The sequence below is a fragment of the Lacticaseibacillus chiayiensis genome (assembly GCF_004123795.1).
GTDB classification, from domain to species: Bacteria; Bacillota; Bacilli; order Lactobacillales; family Lactobacillaceae; genus Lacticaseibacillus; species Lacticaseibacillus chiayiensis.
This window is the reverse complement of the sequence record NZ_MSSM01000015.1, coordinates 1-16,873: the sequence shown is the minus strand read 5'-3', so window position 1 is coordinate 16,873 and position 16,873 is coordinate 1. Positions and strand designations below refer to the sequence as shown.

Annotated in this window: 16 protein-coding genes and 1 pseudogene; 11 read left to right on the top strand and 6 right to left on the bottom strand. The window is 45.7% G+C overall.

All coding sequences use genetic code 11. The annotated features are described in order from the left end of the window. Positions 1 to 97: 97 nt before the first annotated feature. The gene (locus tag BVJ53_RS06840) at positions 98 to 1,555 is read right to left on the bottom strand and encodes an NCS2 family permease (protein WP_129301764.1); all 1,458 of its coding nucleotides are present in this window, start codon (positions 1,553 to 1,555) and stop codon (positions 98 to 100) included. Positions 1,556 to 1,751: 196 nt separating this feature from the next. Between BVJ53_RS06840 and BVJ53_RS06835 the strand changes: the two genes are divergently transcribed. After that, positions 1,752 to 2,102 carry a DUF1516 family protein gene (locus BVJ53_RS06835; protein ID WP_129301763.1) on the top strand — a complete coding sequence of 117 codons (351 nt, stop codon included), beginning with the start codon at positions 1,752 to 1,754 and terminating at the stop codon, positions 2,100 to 2,102. Positions 2,103 to 2,473: 371 nt separating this feature from the next. On the opposite strand, the gene BVJ53_RS06830 is transcribed toward BVJ53_RS06835, so the two are convergent. Together BVJ53_RS06830 and BVJ53_RS06825 are read right to left on the bottom strand one after the other, a co-directional pair. Continuing rightward, complete coding sequence (locus BVJ53_RS06830) at positions 2,474 to 3,475, bottom strand: D-2-hydroxyisocaproate dehydrogenase (protein ID WP_129301762.1); 1,002 nt, start codon at positions 3,473 to 3,475, stop codon at positions 2,474 to 2,476. Between the two features lie 111 nt (positions 3,476 to 3,586). Beyond that, positions 3,587 to 4,078, bottom strand: coding sequence for a methylated-DNA--[protein]-cysteine S-methyltransferase (locus BVJ53_RS06825; protein ID WP_129301761.1), 492 nt, complete (start codon positions 4,076 to 4,078; stop codon positions 3,587 to 3,589). 193 nt (positions 4,079 to 4,271) lie between these two features. Between BVJ53_RS06825 and BVJ53_RS06820 the strand changes: the two genes are divergently transcribed. After that, the gene (locus tag BVJ53_RS06820; protein ID WP_129301760.1) at positions 4,272 to 5,357 is read left to right on the top strand and encodes a D-alanine--D-alanine ligase family protein; all 1,086 of its coding nucleotides are present in this window, start codon (positions 4,272 to 4,274) and stop codon (positions 5,355 to 5,357) included. 247 nt (positions 5,358 to 5,604) lie between these two features. On the opposite strand, the gene BVJ53_RS06815 is transcribed toward BVJ53_RS06820, so the two are convergent. Then, positions 5,605 to 5,856 (bottom strand): hypothetical protein, encoded by a 252-nt coding sequence (locus BVJ53_RS06815; RefSeq protein ID WP_129301759.1) that lies wholly within the window; start codon positions 5,854 to 5,856, stop codon positions 5,605 to 5,607. Positions 5,857 to 6,015: 159 nt separating this feature from the next. Here BVJ53_RS06815 and BVJ53_RS06810 point away from each other — a divergent pair, with 159 nt between their 5' ends. From BVJ53_RS06810 to BVJ53_RS06765, 9 genes and pseudogenes are all read left to right on the top strand, one after another. Beyond that, complete coding sequence (locus BVJ53_RS06810) at positions 6,016 to 7,083, top strand: S66 family peptidase (RefSeq protein WP_129301758.1); 1,068 nt, start codon at positions 6,016 to 6,018, stop codon at positions 7,081 to 7,083. A 109-nt stretch (positions 7,084 to 7,192) separates the two neighbouring features. Then, positions 7,193 to 8,173, top strand: a complete 981-nt coding sequence (locus BVJ53_RS06805) for a phosphatase PAP2 family protein (protein WP_129301757.1) — start codon at positions 7,193 to 7,195, stop codon at positions 8,171 to 8,173. 1,531 nt (positions 8,174 to 9,704) lie between these two features. Next, entirely contained in the window at positions 9,705 to 9,914 is a 210-nt protein-coding gene (locus BVJ53_RS06795) for a leucocin A/sakacin P family class II bacteriocin (RefSeq protein WP_129301755.1), read from the top strand. A gap of 99 nt (positions 9,915 to 10,013) precedes the next feature. Then, positions 10,014 to 10,310 carry a bacteriocin immunity protein gene (locus BVJ53_RS06790; RefSeq protein WP_129301754.1) on the top strand — a complete coding sequence of 99 codons (297 nt, stop codon included), beginning with the start codon at positions 10,014 to 10,016 and terminating at the stop codon, positions 10,308 to 10,310. A gap of 185 nt (positions 10,311 to 10,495) precedes the next feature. After that, positions 10,496 to 10,699, top strand: coding sequence for a hypothetical protein (locus BVJ53_RS06785; protein ID WP_129301753.1), 204 nt, complete (start codon positions 10,496 to 10,498; stop codon positions 10,697 to 10,699). A 422-nt stretch (positions 10,700 to 11,121) separates the two neighbouring features. Further along, positions 11,122 to 11,808 carry a rhomboid family intramembrane serine protease gene (locus BVJ53_RS06780; protein WP_129301752.1) on the top strand — a complete coding sequence of 229 codons (687 nt, stop codon included), beginning with the start codon at positions 11,122 to 11,124 and terminating at the stop codon, positions 11,806 to 11,808. Between the two features lie 39 nt (positions 11,809 to 11,847). Continuing rightward, positions 11,848 to 12,889: pseudogene (locus BVJ53_RS06775) on the top strand (cysteine peptidase family C39 domain-containing protein); the annotation flags it as partial. A 117-nt stretch (positions 12,890 to 13,006) separates the two neighbouring features. Further along, positions 13,007 to 13,291: a glycosyltransferase family protein gene (locus BVJ53_RS06770; RefSeq protein ID WP_414467432.1), complete on the top strand. Its 285-nt coding sequence runs from the start codon at positions 13,007 to 13,009 to the stop codon at positions 13,289 to 13,291. 196 nt (positions 13,292 to 13,487) lie between these two features. Beyond that, on the top strand, positions 13,488 to 14,096 hold the full coding sequence (locus BVJ53_RS06765; RefSeq protein WP_129301750.1) for a helix-turn-helix transcriptional regulator: 609 nt from the start codon (positions 13,488 to 13,490) through the stop codon (positions 14,094 to 14,096). A gap of 105 nt (positions 14,097 to 14,201) precedes the next feature. Here BVJ53_RS06765 and nrdD read toward each other — a convergent pair whose 3' ends face one another. Then, positions 14,202 to 16,385 (bottom strand): anaerobic ribonucleoside-triphosphate reductase, encoded by a 2,184-nt coding sequence (gene nrdD, locus BVJ53_RS06760; RefSeq protein WP_129301749.1) that lies wholly within the window; start codon positions 16,383 to 16,385, stop codon positions 14,202 to 14,204. Between the two features lie 304 nt (positions 16,386 to 16,689). Further along, a partial coding sequence (locus BVJ53_RS06755; protein WP_158280569.1) for an IS3 family transposase occupies positions 16,690 to 16,873 on the bottom strand: 184 nt, incomplete at its 5' end.

Here is a 16,873-nt window from a genome sequence, read left to right as displayed (position 1 = left end):
ATTCGGCATTTCGCCGATAATCCGAAAAATGGTACGTATTTTAGAACCTATTCATGCAAAAACCACTGCCGCCTGACAGTGGTTTTTTTGACTACGCTTATAACAATGCGAGAATGACAAAGTTTAAGATGAAGCCAATCGTAACAATCGCAAGCACTGGATGAATTTCCTTGGCTTTACCAGTGATCAATTTAATCAGGCAGTAGAAGATAAAACCTGCCGCAATGCCATATGAAATGTTGTAAATAAGGCCCATGACGATGGATGCCATGAATGCGGGAATCGCTTGTGACAAATCTTCCCATTCGATTTCCTTGAAACTACTCATCATCATAATTCCGACCATAATCAAGGCAGGCGCTAGCGCTTGTGTTGGAACAATGGCAATAAATGGCGCAAAGATCGAACTAATCAGGAACATTCCAGCGACAACAACCGACGTCAAACCTGTTCGACCACCAGCGCCGATCCCAGCTGCACTTTCAACGTAAGTGGTCACATTACTGGTTCCAAAAATTGAGCCAACACCTGTCGCAATTGAATCGGCAAACAGCGCCCGATCCATTTTCGATGAAAAGCCCGAACCTTCTTCCAAAGCTTGTTCGTCAGCGTCAGAGAAAATACCGGTGCGCCGCCCAGTTCCGATAAAGGTACCTAGTGTGTCAAAAATATCCGAGAAACTAAAGGCAAAAATGGTCATGATGGACAACACGATTTTATGAGGATTCGTAAACAGCGAGCCCATCCCCTTAGCCGAAAAAGCAGCGCCAAAGGTTGTTTGAAGTGATGCGAAAGTGCTGCTGAATGAATTGGCAGCGCTAAGATGCAAATTGGTCACGCCCATTGGAATCCCAATGATTGTCGTCAATAAAATTCCGATCAAAATTGCGCCAGGCACCTTTTTGACATTCAAGATGACCATGATGACCAAACCGATCAAGGCCAACACTGCCCCGGCCTGCGTGAAGTTCACCAATGCTGGCACGATCCCGCCATTTGAAACAACCGATTGAACCCCATGCTTGAGCGTCAAGGCACCGGCTTTTAGCGGTTGGCCATTGATCGTATCAATACTTGAAGCCTCGGAGGTGAATTTTAGAAAGCCGGCATTTTTAATCCCGATGTAAGCAACGAAAACCCCGATCCCACCGCCAATCGCATGTTGAATGGCTTCTGGAATCGCCACGATAATCAATTTTCGAATTTTCGTGACAGTGATCAAGATATTAATGAGACCACAGATGAAAACCAGCGCCAAACCTTCCTGCCAACTAAAGCCAAGTGCGAAAACAACCGTGTAAGTGAAGAAGGCATTTAAACCCATCCCCGGCGCCAACGCATAAGGCACATTGGCAAACAGCCCCATGATCAACGTGCCAACTGCACTCGCAATGATCGTGGCCAGAAAAACCGCCTGCCCCGGCATACCGGTTTGTGACAATACCTGTGGGTTAACAAATAAAATGTAGGACATTGCAAAGAATGTGGTCAACCCCGCCATGACCTCGGTCATCGGCGTGGTTTTATTCTGTTTCAAATGAAAAAAGTTTTCCATGACACGCTCCCCTAAACTTTGAATATGAAAAGTTTACCGAAGAACACATCAACTTGCAATAGAAAATACGTTTATTTTTTAAAAAGATACAGTTAATGTTCGCGTTTTGGTGAATTTCACTAAACATCGTCCGTTTTTTGAGCAATAGCGGTATAGTGGTACTAACACTTTTAACGAAATGAAGGAGGTCTTCCTTATGTGGCTTTGGCTACATCTTATTTCATGGGCAGTGCTCGCAGTCGCAGCAGGTGTCGCCTTGTTCAGCCGCACGCGGCAGTTTGTCATGTGGACCATGATTGCGCGGGTTTGTTACCTAGTTTCGATTGTGACCGGTGTGGTGCTGATGCGTTTTGCCTTCGCTCGCAACCCACTGCTGACAGTCGTCAAAATCTTACTGGCCATTGGCTTAATCGGTTTAATCGAAGTTGCCTTTGCCGGTAAAAAGCAACAGCATCTGAGCAAGCTGATCTTTTGGAGTGCGCTTGCCGCATTTGCTTTGGTGACCGTTACGGGCTTTGTGCTGGCACAATTCCGGCCATTTGTTTGACTTGAATGATATCGGCGCAACCAAAAATAAAGTGACACAGTGTCACCGGCAAATCTGTTTGAGTTCAACACTTTAAAAAGCACTGCTTCCTATGACCTAGGAGGCAGCGCTTTTTGTCATGTTTAAGAATTGGACTTTTCTTTTTGGTCAGAGTGGGGACCGAATGCATACGCGATCAGGAATGCAACGACAATAGAGCCAATGTGGATACCCCACGCTAATACGGTATTATTTACCATTTGGGCTAGGCGACCGGTAAGTCCACCAAAAAGATACCCTCCGATCGCGCAAATCCAAATAAGCTTTGTTGTCGTCATTTTAAACCTGATCTCAACCACTATTTTCGCTTGGCTGGTCCGTCCCTTTGATCCTTACTTCGCCGGTGCCGTTACTTCCGTATTCGTCTCACCCTTGGTCAAAAAATCAACCAGATTCTGCAGTGAGAAGTAAACCATGTTATGCACCGCCGTCTCAGTGTAGTACGCAATGTGCGGACTGAGAACGACATTTGGCATGCCAAGCAATTCATCCCACAACGGGTCCTCGAAGCTGCCGTGCTTGGCTAGGTTCAGCAGATCTTCGGTTTCGTATTCATAAGTATCGATGCCGACGCCAGCCAACTTGCCGGATTTAAGGTTAGTGAGCATCGCTTGCGTGTCGATCAGATTTGGCCGGGCCGTGTTGATCACGATGGCGCCGGGTTTCATCAAATCAAATGCCGCATCATTGATGATATGGGTATTTTGCTCGATGCCGGGGACGTGCAGGTCAATGATATCGCTTTGCTTAAAGAGTTCTTCCAAGCTGACATATTCAAAATCAGGATGGTCGCCTTTCATCGGATATGGGTCATAGGCAATGACTTTGGCACCAAAACCTTTAAAAAGTTTGATCGCAACCCGACCAATGTGCCCAGTACCCATGACGCCGACTGTCTGCTGGCCAAGTTCTTTGCCGATGAAGGTGCCGGCTTTTTCGTAATCGCCTGCGTGCAACTGTGCCTGAACCTTGCCCATGTTACGCAACAAATACAGCGTATCGGTCAAAGCAAACTCGGCAATGGCCGCTGGTGAATAGGCCGGAACATTACTTAGCCGGATCCCATATTGCTTCATAGCCGCCATATCAACGTTATCGGTGCCGACGTTACGGATCGTCAAAAACTTGATGCCGTATTCATGCATTTTTTCAAAAACCCCGGCTGCATAAGGTGTCGTCTGAAGCGAGTTGATCCCGTCAAAACCTTTAGCCCATTCTACGGTATTCTCATCTAAGAACTCGGTATGATACTCAAGCGTGTTGCCGGTTTCCTTGGCCCATTGCTTGAAATATTGGATCTCGTCCACCCGTGCACCGTAAGCGATAATCTTCATGTCTCACTATCCCCTTGTCTTTAATTTGTTTAACCATTAGTATACAAGATCCTGCGCCGAAAATAGAACCTTTCGCCCCGCCTTTAAAAAATGTTGTGCATTTTCCTGCAGTCAAAACATCGGTCGAGCGCCCTGTTCCAGCGCCAATAGCTTGCGTTTTAGCGCCAACCCACCGCGAAAACCGCCTAACCCGCCGTTTTTTCGCAAAATCCGGTGACACGGGATGACCATCATGAGCGGATTCTGGCCAACCGCGTGCCCGACTGCCTGAAATGCGCGGTCGTGGCCAACTGCGGCTGCCACTTGCGCATAGGTTCTGGTCTCGCCGTAAGGAATCGTCAGCAGACACTGCCAGACAGCTTCCTGCAAAATAGTGCCGTGAAAAGTTACCGGCACCGTCACTGTTCGTGTTTTTCCTGTGAGGTAAGCAGTCAGAGCGGCTTGAAATGGTTTTATCGCCTCATCATTAAATTCAAATGGCCCGTTTACGTACTGCCTTGCCTCTTGCAAGTTGGCATCAGGCGACCCGACAAAAACAAGTTTCCCTTGATCAGCTACCAGTAAGTAACGATGGTGTGGCATGGTTAACCATGAACATTGCATGTTTGCCTCCTGAGCCTGCGATTCTTTATCCCATCGCAGGCTTTTGCTTAAATCCAGACTGACCCACATTTTAGTAATCCCTTACATTTCGTTTAATTTTACCGCAAATTCAAGCGCCGTTCTCGCCGGTTAGACCAGATTGTGCTACACTTTAGTTTCTATCAAACTCGGATAATACGTGGAGGTACTATCGATGAAAATTGTCGTTTTAGCAGGCGGCCGGAGCACGGAGCGCAATGTTTCGATTTCAAGTGGCTACCGGATCACAAACGCCTTGCGACAAAAAGGGCAGCAGGCCACCTTTATTGACCTGTTTTTAGGCTACAACCTCGAAGGGAAGACGGTCGACCAGGTTTTTGACGACGCCAACACCAGTAAGGATCTGAAGATTTCGGATGCCATCCTGACTGACGCTGACATCAATAAGTTACGGACAGATGGCAGCACACAGCTGTTTGGTCCAAATGTTTTGGCGATCTGCAAAGCCGCAGATATTGTCTTTTTGGCCTTGCACGGCGGTGACGGTGAGAACGGGAAGGTTCAGGCAACGCTGGATCTGAACAACGTCAAATATACCGGCTCCGGTCCGTTGGCTTCAGGGATGACCATGAACAAGGTCTTCAGTAAAGAGATCATGTTGTACCACGGGATCCAGACCGCTGCGTTTAAGGAATTCAAGCGGAATCAGCCTGGTGAACATAAGGTACCATTTGATTTTCCGGTCGTCGTCAAGCCAACATCTGGCGGTTCCAGTGTCGGCACACACATCGCTCACAACCAGGAAGAATTGGAAAGCGGGATCGCTGACGTTTTCCGCTTCGACAACAGTGCGATTGTTGAAGAGTTCACGCCAGGTCGCGAATTCTCGTTAGGGGTTGTCAATGGTCACGCCTTTTCCGCCATTGAGATTAAAGTTCATTCCGGCTGGTATGACTTCAAGCACAAATTTCAAGCCGGTTACACCGACTTCATCACCCCGCCCAAAGACTTAGATGAAGATGTCCATCAGGCAATGAAAGACGTGTCGCTGCAAACCATGGATGTTTTAGGTTTGCAAAACTATGGCCGCATTGATTTCTTTGCCAATGACAAAGGCGTCTGGGTCATTGAAGCCAATAATCTGCCTGGCATGACACCGCTATCCCTTCTCCCCCAAGAAGCTGAAGCCGATGGGGTCGAATACGGCGATCTCGTCATGGACATTATCAACGGCAAGCTGAAGTTGTATGAAGACGGGATGACAGAAGCAGGCATTATGACGGCTACATCAGCCAAATAAGCCGTTCTGCCAGCGAAAATGATCCCGCTGCTCTGTTGCGCTTTGTTTGCAGCGTTACACATCGTGCAGTTCTTGCAGACGATACCCTGTGAGATCATGACTAAATTAAAAATCGGTCTTAACCGCAAAAAGCTCGTATAGTGAGCCAATGTGGTTTAAGACCGATTTTTTTGTATTTCAGTTATTTAAATAATGGTTGCCCGTTAATACCCATCAAACTTGCACGCCGCATACCAACTTGATGGCATTATGGCTTGCGTGGTGATCGCGGGAACTCAATGGTGTCGCCGGCTTTAACCGGTACCGTGATCACCAATCCGGTACACGGCTTATCGTTCACATGGTGCGGATGATTGGCTTTTTCAATCGCCCGCACTTTGCCAACCATTTTGCCATTAAGTCGAATCGGATCGCCTGGTCGAATCCGCTCAATCGGTGGTGCAATCGTGATCACCGTGCCTCTTGCCCCAACCGATGCGGCAGTTTGAATGGTATACATGACTTATCCCCTCGTTCACGCATTCACTAGCTACCCTTCGATCTTAACAGCTAAGTGGGTGGAATCACAACTTTAATGCTTCGAACGTAAAGAACCGCTTGCATCTGCCCGATTCATCGTGAATACTAGACTCAATCATTGCCAAAGGAGGTCCTTTAAATGATCAAACCACCCACGTTGCACCAACATGACCAAGTTGCCATTGTCAGTCTCAGCGCAGGGACACTAGGTGAAGCGTTTGCCGCGCATCAACGCGATCTTGGCACCCAGCGTCTGGAGGCAATGGGACTGAAACCGCGCTTCATGCCAAATGCTTTACGCGGACAGGCATATTTAAAAGCCCACCCCGAAGCACGGGCCGCTGATTTAAAGACAGCCATGACCAATCCGGATATCAAAGGCATCATTTGTGCGATCGGCGGCGATGACACTTACCGAATCGTGCCATACTTACTGGATGACTCGGAATTTATCGAGGCCGTCAAAAATCATCCCAAAATTTTCACTGGTTTTTCCGATACGACCATTGATCATCTGATGTTCTATCGCTTGGGGATGACCACTTTTTACGGCCCGAACTTCTTGAACGATCTGGCCGAACTGGACACACAACTGTTGCCTTACACTGCCGCTAGTTTCCGCCACTTTTTTGAAAATCCGGCGATCACGGCGATCACGTCCAGTCCGACATGGTATGAAGAGCGAACCGACTTTTCTGCCGATCAATTAGGCGTCCCGCGCAAAGCACATCCGGAGCAGCACGGCTACTTAACCTTACGCGGTCATGGCCGTGTCACTGGAACCTTGCTTGGCGGGTGTCTCGACAGCCTGCACGACTTGCTCTATCCTGTCCGCTATTCAGATGAGCCGCAAGTTGCAGAAAAATATCACCTTTTTCCGCAAGACTGGACAGATAAAATTCTCTTCATCGAAACCTCCGAAGAAAAAATTGCACCGGCAACTTATCGTCAATACTTGCAGCATCTTGACGATCACGGTGTCTTGAAGCAGGTCGGCGCCATTCTGGTTGGCAAGCCGCAAAATGAAGTTTATTTTGACGACTACCAACAAGTACTCTTGGATGTGACGGCTTCCTATGAAACGCCAATTCTATACAACCTCAACTTCGGTCACGCATACCCGCACACCATTTTACCGTACGGCTTGCAGGCGACCGTTGACTGCGATCAGCGGCAATTGACGATTAACGAACCCCTCTTTGCCTAACCACCTGTAAATTTCGTATCGGTGATTTAAATGTTGCGTACAGGTCGCGTAAATCCACCCATTTTCTGCAAATTCTGTGCTATTTTCAAAGTACAAGGGAGGGAGAAAAATGGACCAAACGCAAAAGTTAAACGCTCCGATTCGCCAACATATTTTTTTGATTGTTGCTGGCATTTTACTTTTATTGTTAGCTGCAGCAGCCGGTTTTGACTGGCAGATTTCACAAACAATCGGCAATATGAACGATCCGTTCGCAACGCTTTTTCAAGACGTTGGCTTGTGGACCGCACCGCTGATTATTATGATCAGTTGTAACATTGTCTGCCACTATGCGATGCGTTCCGCGCAACTCGCCTGGTATATTCGTATATTGATGATTGTCGGCAGTGTCATTTATGCCGGTTGGGAATTATGGGCTGGTTATCTGAAATACGCCATGACGATGGTGATCACGTCCATCAACGACATCAACGCCGGCAAGCCAATGGGGATGGCCAATTCCGATGGTAGCAAGCTCGCCTTGCCTGGTGCGACCAGCCTCATTTTGTTCATTGTGCTTTACATCGCCGTGTTTGCTGGCAGTCAATACTGGCTCTCACATAAAAGCGATGAACAGCTACATTACTTATTGAAGGTGGCAGTGGTTGCTACTTTAGTCTGCATCATGTCCGATCAGATTGTGAACGCAATGAAAACCTTCTGGGGTCGCTTCCGCCCGTACGAACTAAATGGCAATCCGGCTCACTTCACCAGTTGGTTCCATCCAAACGGAGCAAATGGCCACATGAGTTTCCCGTCCGGCCATACGCAAACAGCTGCCACGATTCTCACGCTGACATGGTTCGTTGATCGTGACAAGCCTAAGCGCCAACGCCTGGTTTTCTGGCTCACTTTTGCTTACGGCGCACTCATGGCCTACACACGCGTCCGCATCTTGGCCCACTTCACCGGTGATGTTACCATGAGTCTGATTCTGACCTGGTCACTAATCTTAATTATGGCTGCCGTTGCCCAGTTGCCACTGGTTAACTGGGAAGCATTAACGGCACAAGCCAAGTCCAAAAAGTTAGATACCCAGCCGGCTTCCTGAAACTTAGGGTATCAACGACGTCTTGTTCAATTGAATCATTTGTTTGGCCGCAGCTGGTAGTGTTGGCTGCGGTTTTTGTGTGGCGTCGGGAATAGGTTGTCGTTGCAGCAGATAAAAGAGGTTGGTCGCTTGGAAGGATGGTCTATTGCGCGCTCACCAATCCAGAAACCTGCACATAGGAACACCTTGAACGCAATGGCAAAGTGGTCGCGATGAACGAAAGTCTGTTCTATCAGCGGCAATTATGTATGGTACTTTCACGTTCTATAACGCGCTCGCAGTCGCAGAAATCTACGTATAAGGACATCAAACTTAAATGGCCAAAGACCGGCCATTTAGGTTTGAGGCCACTTACACTCCGATTTCTAAGCGCTCCTGCTCGCGCTCAATAAAAAAATGGCGAGCCGCTTCGACCTTCTGAACGCTGGACGCGCCGATCGTTACGAACTCACCGTGGTTTGGCACCGTTCTGGAGTATATCATGGTTTGGGTTGTAAAAACAAGGGTTCTTGACAGGGGTATATATCGTGTGCTTAGTTAATTTTTGTTGTTTATTTCACAATGCCATTCTATCTAAAATTAACTTAACAATTCTGCCAAAAGCCCATCCGATCAGAGGAACCTATCATCGATAACTTTGCACGTCAGACCTAAGTTTTCTCACACACATAAACGGACAGAAGTCTGCAATTTCTGACATCTGTAAACTGACCAACCATTGTCCAATACGTAAGCAAACCTGAAGGCAACGTTAAATCAAATTGCTGATGCATTTGTCGATTTGGTTTCGGCACGAAATTAAAAACTGGTGCTCATTAACCATTGGCTGATCGAAGTCTCTGGCATAGTCTGACTTCCAGGTTCTTAGCGATTCCCCAAGAGGCTTGCTGGTCATTCCGGCAATAATCACCTGGGTCGTTTCAATTGGTTGGTCGATCGAGCGGGAGGCCCCACATGCAGCAGGGGGTGCCACAGCTTACCAACGAGTCATCATGTGTTATTTTCCAGTGAATGCAATGTGAACTCTTGTTAAATCTCGCACGTCGTGTCTCCAAAAGATGTCTGTGTTTAAAATGAAGAAACCCACTAGATTTCCCACCTATAGCTTTTTTGTTCACTGATCATACTATAGCCCAGTGTGGAGATCCAAAGAATCTCAATTGCGACGCTTAACCGAGGTCAATTAAATTGTAATCAATACACATTAATTTAGTTATTGTGTTGCGTGTAGGAAAACGGCGCTCTAGATCGTTTATGCGAGTGAAAGTATGATCTATAATTCCAAGCTCATCGCTTGTTAATTTTTAGCCATTAATTTTTAATGTAATAAACTGATTATTTTTATAGATATGCAAAGAGCAATATTTTAGTTGTTTCAGAAATGATAATTATTATATAATTCAATTATTTTGCGAAAAAACAGTAAAAAACATTGACAAGATCACGTGTCATTTGTTAATTTGTCCTTAGGAAGACGTTTTCCACTAAAAAACTTTTTGTTGCCAATCTCACAACTGCATGAGGGGAAAACATGCTCAAAGAAACAATCGCACCTTTGTCAGACGCTGAAATTTCTAAGATCACCGGAGGCAGTGGTGGTAAATACTATGGTAATGGTGTTTATTGTACCAAGAAAAAGTGCTACGTAAACTGGGGAGAAGCCATCAACAGCATCGGAAACAATATGGCAGCAAACTGGTTTACTGGCGGTCAAGCCGATTGGAATTCTGGCATTAAGTAATAGTGGTCTGAAAAGGCCAGCGCTAATACATTCTTTCCGAAAAGACCAAGATTCTGTGATTGCATACATCTAAAAGCGCAACGTTCATGGGGTGAGATTATGGGTATTTTAAAATGGTACTCCGGCGGTAATGATCGGGCCAAGCAGGCAACGTATATCATTGATCAACTGCTCCTTGACTTAAAAAACGATCCAGAAAGCGAGTCTCTTCAACAAGTACTGAGGAGTTATCGCGAATCCTTAATTCAAAAACAAGCCGCTGTCCCACTTATTTTAAGTCGTATGAATCTAGAAATCTCTAATGTCTTAATAAGAGATAGGGTTACATTGACCAAGCTACAATCTGACAAAATTGGACAACTCTCTTCACCGTCAAATATCAGATATGGCTATTGAATATGACATTGAAAATTGCAATGGCGGCTTTTCGTTCTGATCAAAACCGCAATATATTCCTAGCCATCTGATGAATTTCATCAGGAGATACTTGCAACGGATACTAATCAAAAGTGGTACCGCTTTCACTCCATAGCACCTTTATTTATGCAATAACAGAGAAAACTCATGGAGGAAACAACTACATGAACACAACGAACGCTATTCACGCCATGAAGTTGGATGCGAGCATTCTCGAAAAGATCAACAGCGGCACTAACGAAGACCTTATTAATGCTGCACAAGCATCAAAAAAGTCAAATTTGATTCGCACTCCACCAGTTGAGCATCCCAAACATGGTAAAAGATACCCGATTCCCATTGTTAAACCGATCCTTCAGGATATTTAGATATACTTATGTCTGTTATTACTGAAAAGAACGGAGATTTCGTATGTATAAAGCTAAAGTGAATGATTTTGGAAACGCTACCGCCCTTACCAACGATGAACTTCAGTTGACTACAGGGGGCGGCCGAACTCCTACCAGCCTCGGTGCTGGTGGCGGAGGTATCGGGTTTACATTTAAAATCTCAGATCTTCCTAGCCCGAAAGGTCCAACCTATCACTCTGGTCCAAGAAAATCCCGTCGTACTGGTCGCCATTACGCAATAAACTAAGATCCAAGTGTCGAAAAGTTACAATTTGGGGAAAATAAAATCTACGCGTTTCGAAAAGGCGGATTTCATTAAATCCGTCTTTTTGACAACTTTCGCGTTAATCATTTGTCGTCAACATCGCAACAGTGCCTAAAAGAGAAAGAGGTTTAAACATATGCTTTTGAAGTTGAAGAAGGCCAATTTACTTTCAATATTTTTTGCAGCCAAAGGAACTCTCTTTATTTGCTGCACGCTTCTATTCTTCTATTGGTTATTTCTCATTTTGACAAATACATTCTTAATTCCATCTTCTAACTTTGTCGGAAATATACCCTCAATTCTACGAGGGGAGCTTTGGTATATCGTAACAGGCTCAATTTATCACGCAGAATTGAACCATCTATTGATAAACATTCTTCCGATTATTGTTTTGGGCCCTTTCATAGAATGGAAGATCGGAAGCATGGCACTTGTAACCAGCTTTTTTGTCTCTAGTTGGATTGCGACCCTTCTATTTTGTTTTGTGTTTGGGGGATACATTCAAACATCTTTTGGAATCGGCCTCTATGTTTATACGTTTAACGGTGCATCACTGTCGGTATATGCCTTATTTCCGTTGGTTGTATTAGCATTTTTAATAAAAAAGCCAAGATTTTCTTTAATTTCAAAAATTATTTTGTTTGTAGTCTTTTGGTATTTCATTTTCGGACTTGTTCCTAATGCAAGTGCTTCAGACGCTGAGATCATGACACAAATTGGGCATTTGTGTGGTTTCATTGCCGGTATTCTTTGCACATTCATAATTTTGATCCTAAGAAATTGGAAAAAGATTTCGTTTTTTAGATCTAAACCGATCAACTAATTGACTGACACTGCTGCTTTAAAAATCAAGGGAAACTCTATGTTCAATATTAAGTATGGATTAGCCAGACGTTACAAACGATACTACTCACCACAGATTGATGAACGTGACTGCGGCGTTGCCGCGCTCAATATGTTACTAAGATACAACAAGTCAGATTACTCGCTCGCCCGATTAAGACAATTAGCAAAAACAGATCAGGTAGGAACGACGGCATTGGGCATCGTTCGTGCCGCAGAGAGTTTAAACTTTGAGACCAGTCCGATCAAAACAGACATGAACTTGTTCAACCTTAAGGACGTGCCTTATCCGTTTATTGCACACGCGTTAAAGAACGGGGAATTGCTTCACTATTACGTCGTTTTCAAAGCAACCAAGTCGCGCATTTTAATAGGGGATCCTGATCCGTCGGTGGGCATGACCTGGCTGTCTCGGAAACGTTTTGAAGAAGAGTGGACCGGTGTAGCTATCTTCATTGCCCCAAAGCCCGCTTATCAGCCTCAAAAGGAGCGTAAGAATGGTTTATTTGACTTTCTGCCACTCTTAGCAAGACAAAAGCGGATCATTGCAAACATCATCATTGCCGCTGCGCTAATCACCGTGATCAGCATTGTTGGTTCATACTTTTTACAGTCTATCATTGACACGTATATTCCAAACGCCATGCGAACCACTATGGGTATAATTGCTACGGGGCTTCTACTGGCTTATTTGTTACAAACAATATTGACTTACGGTCAGAACTTTTTAATGGCAGTTTTAGGACAACGACTCGCCATCGATGTCATATTAGGCTACATTAGGCATTTGTATGAGTTGCCGATGTCTTTGCCACTCGCCGCACTGGCGAAATCATTTCACGGTTTTCTGACGCCAACAAAATTATTGATGCACTGGCCCATACAATGATAACCCTCTTTTTGGATGTATGGCTTGTCTTAGTTCTGGTATTGTCTTAGGCATCCAAAATGGCACGCTGTTTTTGATTTCCCTTATTGCTGTTCTATGTTATTTGGTCATTGTCTTTGCCTTTCAGCGTCCTTTTGATCGATTGAATCAGGAAACAATGATATCGACTTCAGAAATGCCGAAGCAAAAAACGGAAATGAGTACGACGCCATTGATAGATATCAAATAAACTGATGCTCGCCGGTGTTGGGGACAAATCAATATAAGAACAATAAAGGGGAAACAAATTATGGTATCAAAGGACGAAGTAGTTCACGCAATGCAAAATCTCAATAACGCGCTGGCAGCATCCCACCCTAATTCTGAAACTGCGCGTTATGTCCAGCAAACCTTGAAGGACTTGATCAAAAGCGAAGGAATTGCTTTTACCGGCACCCTGCAAACATTTTTCAACATGGCACCTAGTATCAAATTATCTGATAGCTTTGCGTTTAACGAGACAGAGAAAGGACTTTGGGATAAGGTCTTTTCTTTCAAACAACTTGGCAACAATCTTTGGGGAGCGAGCCTTTAAGAAGAATCTTCAATAAGGCTAGTCGGCGTGTAGAGTTGTGGTTTTCACAATTTTTCGTGAGCCATTTTTATATTGCCTGAAACAGCATTTCCCGGGCAATAATCACTTGTCTCGAATAACGAGCACCCGAAGACGCCGGTCTGCCTTGTGATTTTCAGTCACCTCTGCCACAATCAGACCAAGCGAGGTGAATAACTTGAACTTTTCAAAACAACTTCAACAAATCCGCACAGCTCATCGCATGACCCAAGCTGAACTGGCGCAACAACTCAACGTTTCACGCCACACCGTCTCTAACTGGGAAAATGGACGTAACCTGCCTGACTTGGAGATGGTCACCCTCATTGCTCGCATTTTCGATGTATCCCTCGATCATCTTATTCTGGATAATCCGCAGTTAAAAAAGAAGCTGATCAAAGACAGTACGGTGAATCGCTGGCAGACCGTGATGGCAGTTTTGACTACTATTTTTGCTATCATGATCGGCATGGCCGCCACGACGCTTTTCGGCTTTTACCCACAGTGGCTGAGCCAAGTCATCTGGTGGCTATTCGTGGGGATCACATTAGTATGGGCACATTTCATCACGCCCAAGTCAGTTGATATTTTCGCCGACTGGTCTGTCTTATCCCGCCGACTGACTGCACTTAGCTTCAGCATACTCGGGTTGATATTTTTAATCGCCGGGCTGGCCATTGTCTGGTATCGCGGAATTAGCCCTGATATCATTTTGACGATTGTTGGCGGTCTATTCATGGTGATCTTGACGAAGCCGATTTGGCCGCAACACCAGCATGCCAAGTAAATCAGGAACCCTTCTCTGTTGTCGTCCATGTGAAACGAGGCTTTATTTCCAGCCATCATAAAAAGGCGATCTACAAAAACGATCGCCTTTTAACATCATACTATTTTACTTATCCCGCCGATTAGCCACCTGATTCAAGCTAAACGTGATGTGCTTCTTCCGGTGAATAATTTCCTCTTGACGCCCATGAACCATCGGCCGCTTGTTCGGATTGCCGAGGTAACCGCAGAGCCGTTTGACCACGTCACAAGTTGCTGGATCGTGGTTGCCGCATTCCGGGCATTCATAACCTTTCGCTGTCGCCGTGAATTCACCTTTGAAGCCGCACTTGAAGCATTGATCGATCGGTGTGTTCGTGCCAAGATAACCGATCTTATCGTAAGCATAGTCCCAAACTGCTTCCAGTGCTTTCGGATTCTGCTTCAGATTCGGATATTCACAATAATGGATGAAGCCACCAGCACTGTATTGCGGATAATCCTTCTCGAAATCGAGTTTTTCAAACGGGGTCGGTGATTTGCGGACATCATAATGGAAACTGTTGGTGTAATATTCCTTGTCCGTAATGTCTTTGACGATCCCGAATTTCTTGGTATCATCGCGGCAAAAAGTATCGGTCAGCGATTCACTCGGCGTCCCGTAAACGGAGAAATGATAGCCGTACTGTTTTTCCCAAGCTTTGCAGTGATCGTCCAACGCCTTGACAATCGAAACGGAAAACGCCTTGGCCTCGGGATTCTTTTCCCATGCCGAGCCATAGAAAACGGTGCCGACTTCATATAAGCCGATATAGCCCAGTGACACCGTGGCGCGGCCGTTTTTGAATAACTCATCGACGCTGTCCGTGTCCGCTAAACGCTTGCCAAATGCACCGTACTTGTAGAGAATCGGCGCACTTTCCGGAGTAGCCTGTTTAGTGCGCTCGATCTTATACAGGAGGCCTTCCTTGCAGATGCGCATCCGTTCTTCAAAAATCTTCCAGAACTTGTCTTTGTCGCCTTTTGACTCCATCGCAATCCGCGGCAAATTAACCGTGATCACCCCAAGGTTCATCCGTCCGGCGTTGACTTCTTTGCCTGTCTTAGGATCGGTCCAGCCTTGCAAAAAGCTGCGGCAACCCATTGGCGCTTTGAACGAACCGGTCAGTCGCTTGATCGTATCGTACGAAACCACGTCCGGGTACATCCGCTTGGTGGCACATTCGATGGCCAGCTGCTTGATATCATAGTTGGGATCTTCGGGGTTAAGGTTCAATCCGCGCTTCAACGTGAAGACCAGTTTCGGGAAAATTGCGGTCCGCCGCTCTTTACCGAGGCCGAGAATCCGAATTTTCAGAATATCTTTTTGAATTTCCCGTTCGATCCAACTGGTGCCCAAACCAAAGCCAACCGTGACAAAAGGTGTCTGTCCTTGCGTCGAATAAAGGGTATTAACCTGATATTCCAATGTTTGCAAGGCATCATAAATATCCTTCTTGGTCTGCTTCACAGCCAACGCTTTTAATTGGTCGGGATCATCAATCACATCACGGAATTCGTTCAGATGCTTCTGATAATTTTTCTCGGCAAACGGTGCCAGCACCTGATCCGTACGATCACTGGAGCAGCCGCCGTATTGGCTAGAAGCCACATTCGCGATAATCTGGGTCATCTGGGTCACTGCCACCTGAATTGAGTGGGCTGGCTCTACTTCAGCGTTACCGATGCAAAAGCCATGATTCAACATGTAGTCAAAATCAATTAAGCAGCAGTTGGTTTCTGCCATAAACGGGGTGTAATCAAGATCATGCCAATGAATATCACCACGCAAATGGGCATTGGCCACTGCTGGCGGCAACATTTTCAGACCAACTGCCTTGGCAACAGCGCCCGCAGTGAGATCACGCTGGGTCGAGAACACGCGGCTGTCCTTGTTAGCATTCTCGTTCACCACGCTCTTGTCGCGATTCACCAGCTTGGCCACATTATAATTGACGTCTTGCTTCTGCTTACGCGCCAAATCCCGCTTCAGCCGATATTGTGTGTACGCCTCGGCCCAGTCGTACTTCTCGGCCGCAATCAGCGTCTGCTCCACGACCGTCTGAACTTCGGCGATCTCGACATCATCATGATAGCGATCGCGAATCTTAGCCGTCACCGTATCCGTCAAGTGATCAATCGTCAGCACATCACTGGGTGACAGCTCCGCCACGCTCTCCGCCGCCTTTGTAATCGCGGTGCTGATCTTGCTCGCATCAAAATCAACGATGCGCCCGTCTCGTTTCTTGATTTGTGTATAAAATTCAATCATGGCTAATCCCCCAGTACACTGACCTGTTCCATTTGTATCAATATATACAGTATACAGGATTTTTCTTCAAAAGAAAGCAAAAACCACTAAACTTTGTGGGTAATCGTTTTACACTATACATGATATAGTGGTTTTGCATCATTTGATTGTTAACGATTGATTTTTGAAATAACGCCATCTTCGTCTCAAATCATAACAATTTTGCATGCTTGCGGTTCTCAAACGCAATCAAAAAAGACGACCGATCAGCGCAATGACGTCAGGCGCGGCTCCGCGTCAAGTAGACAGTCAAATAATTAAAGGCTTATGCACTTTCTTGAACGGCATGATTCCGATATTCTTCCGGGGTCATGCCGTTTAATGCTAATTGGCGTCTTTCCTTATTATGCCAATTGATGTACTTCTTGATGATGGCGATAAGTTCAATCTCAGATAGTGGGTGTTTGAACGCCAACTCCTCAGTCTTAAATTGACTCCAGAAACTTTCC

Bases quoted from the DNA above. Each gene is read 5' to 3' on its own strand.
- BVJ53_RS06785 (WP_129301753.1), top strand. From the start codon at position 10,496: ATGAACACAACGAACGCTATTCACGCCATGAAGTTGGATGCGAGCATT.
- BVJ53_RS06810 (WP_129301758.1), top strand. From the start codon at position 6,016: ATGATCAAACCACCCACGTTGCACCAACATGACCAAGTTGCCATTGTC.
- BVJ53_RS06825 (WP_129301761.1), bottom strand. From the start codon at position 4,078: ATGCAATGTTCATGGTTAACCATGCCACACCATCGTTACTTACTGGTA.
- BVJ53_RS06815 (WP_129301759.1), bottom strand. From the start codon at position 5,856: ATGTATACCATTCAAACTGCCGCATCGGTTGGGGCAAGAGGCACGGTG.
- nrdD (WP_129301749.1), bottom strand. From the start codon at position 16,385: ATGATTGAATTTTATACACAAATCAAGAAACGAGACGGGCGCATCGTT.
- BVJ53_RS06835 (WP_129301763.1), top strand. From the start codon at position 1,752: ATGTGGCTTTGGCTACATCTTATTTCATGGGCAGTGCTCGCAGTCGCA.
- BVJ53_RS06770 (WP_414467432.1), top strand. From the start codon at position 13,007: ATGGTATCAAAGGACGAAGTAGTTCACGCAATGCAAAATCTCAATAAC.
- BVJ53_RS06795 (WP_129301755.1), top strand. From the start codon at position 9,705: ATGCTCAAAGAAACAATCGCACCTTTGTCAGACGCTGAAATTTCTAAG.
- BVJ53_RS06820 (WP_129301760.1), top strand. From the start codon at position 4,272: ATGAAAATTGTCGTTTTAGCAGGCGGCCGGAGCACGGAGCGCAATGTT.
- BVJ53_RS06790 (WP_129301754.1), top strand. From the start codon at position 10,014: ATGGGTATTTTAAAATGGTACTCCGGCGGTAATGATCGGGCCAAGCAG.
- BVJ53_RS06840 (WP_129301764.1), bottom strand. From the start codon at position 1,555: ATGGAAAACTTTTTTCATTTGAAACAGAATAAAACCACGCCGATGACC.
- BVJ53_RS06805 (WP_129301757.1), top strand. From the start codon at position 7,193: ATGGACCAAACGCAAAAGTTAAACGCTCCGATTCGCCAACATATTTTT.
- BVJ53_RS06830 (WP_129301762.1), bottom strand. From the start codon at position 3,475: ATGAAGATTATCGCTTACGGTGCACGGGTGGACGAGATCCAATATTTC.
- BVJ53_RS06780 (WP_129301752.1), top strand. From the start codon at position 11,122: ATGCTTTTGAAGTTGAAGAAGGCCAATTTACTTTCAATATTTTTTGCA.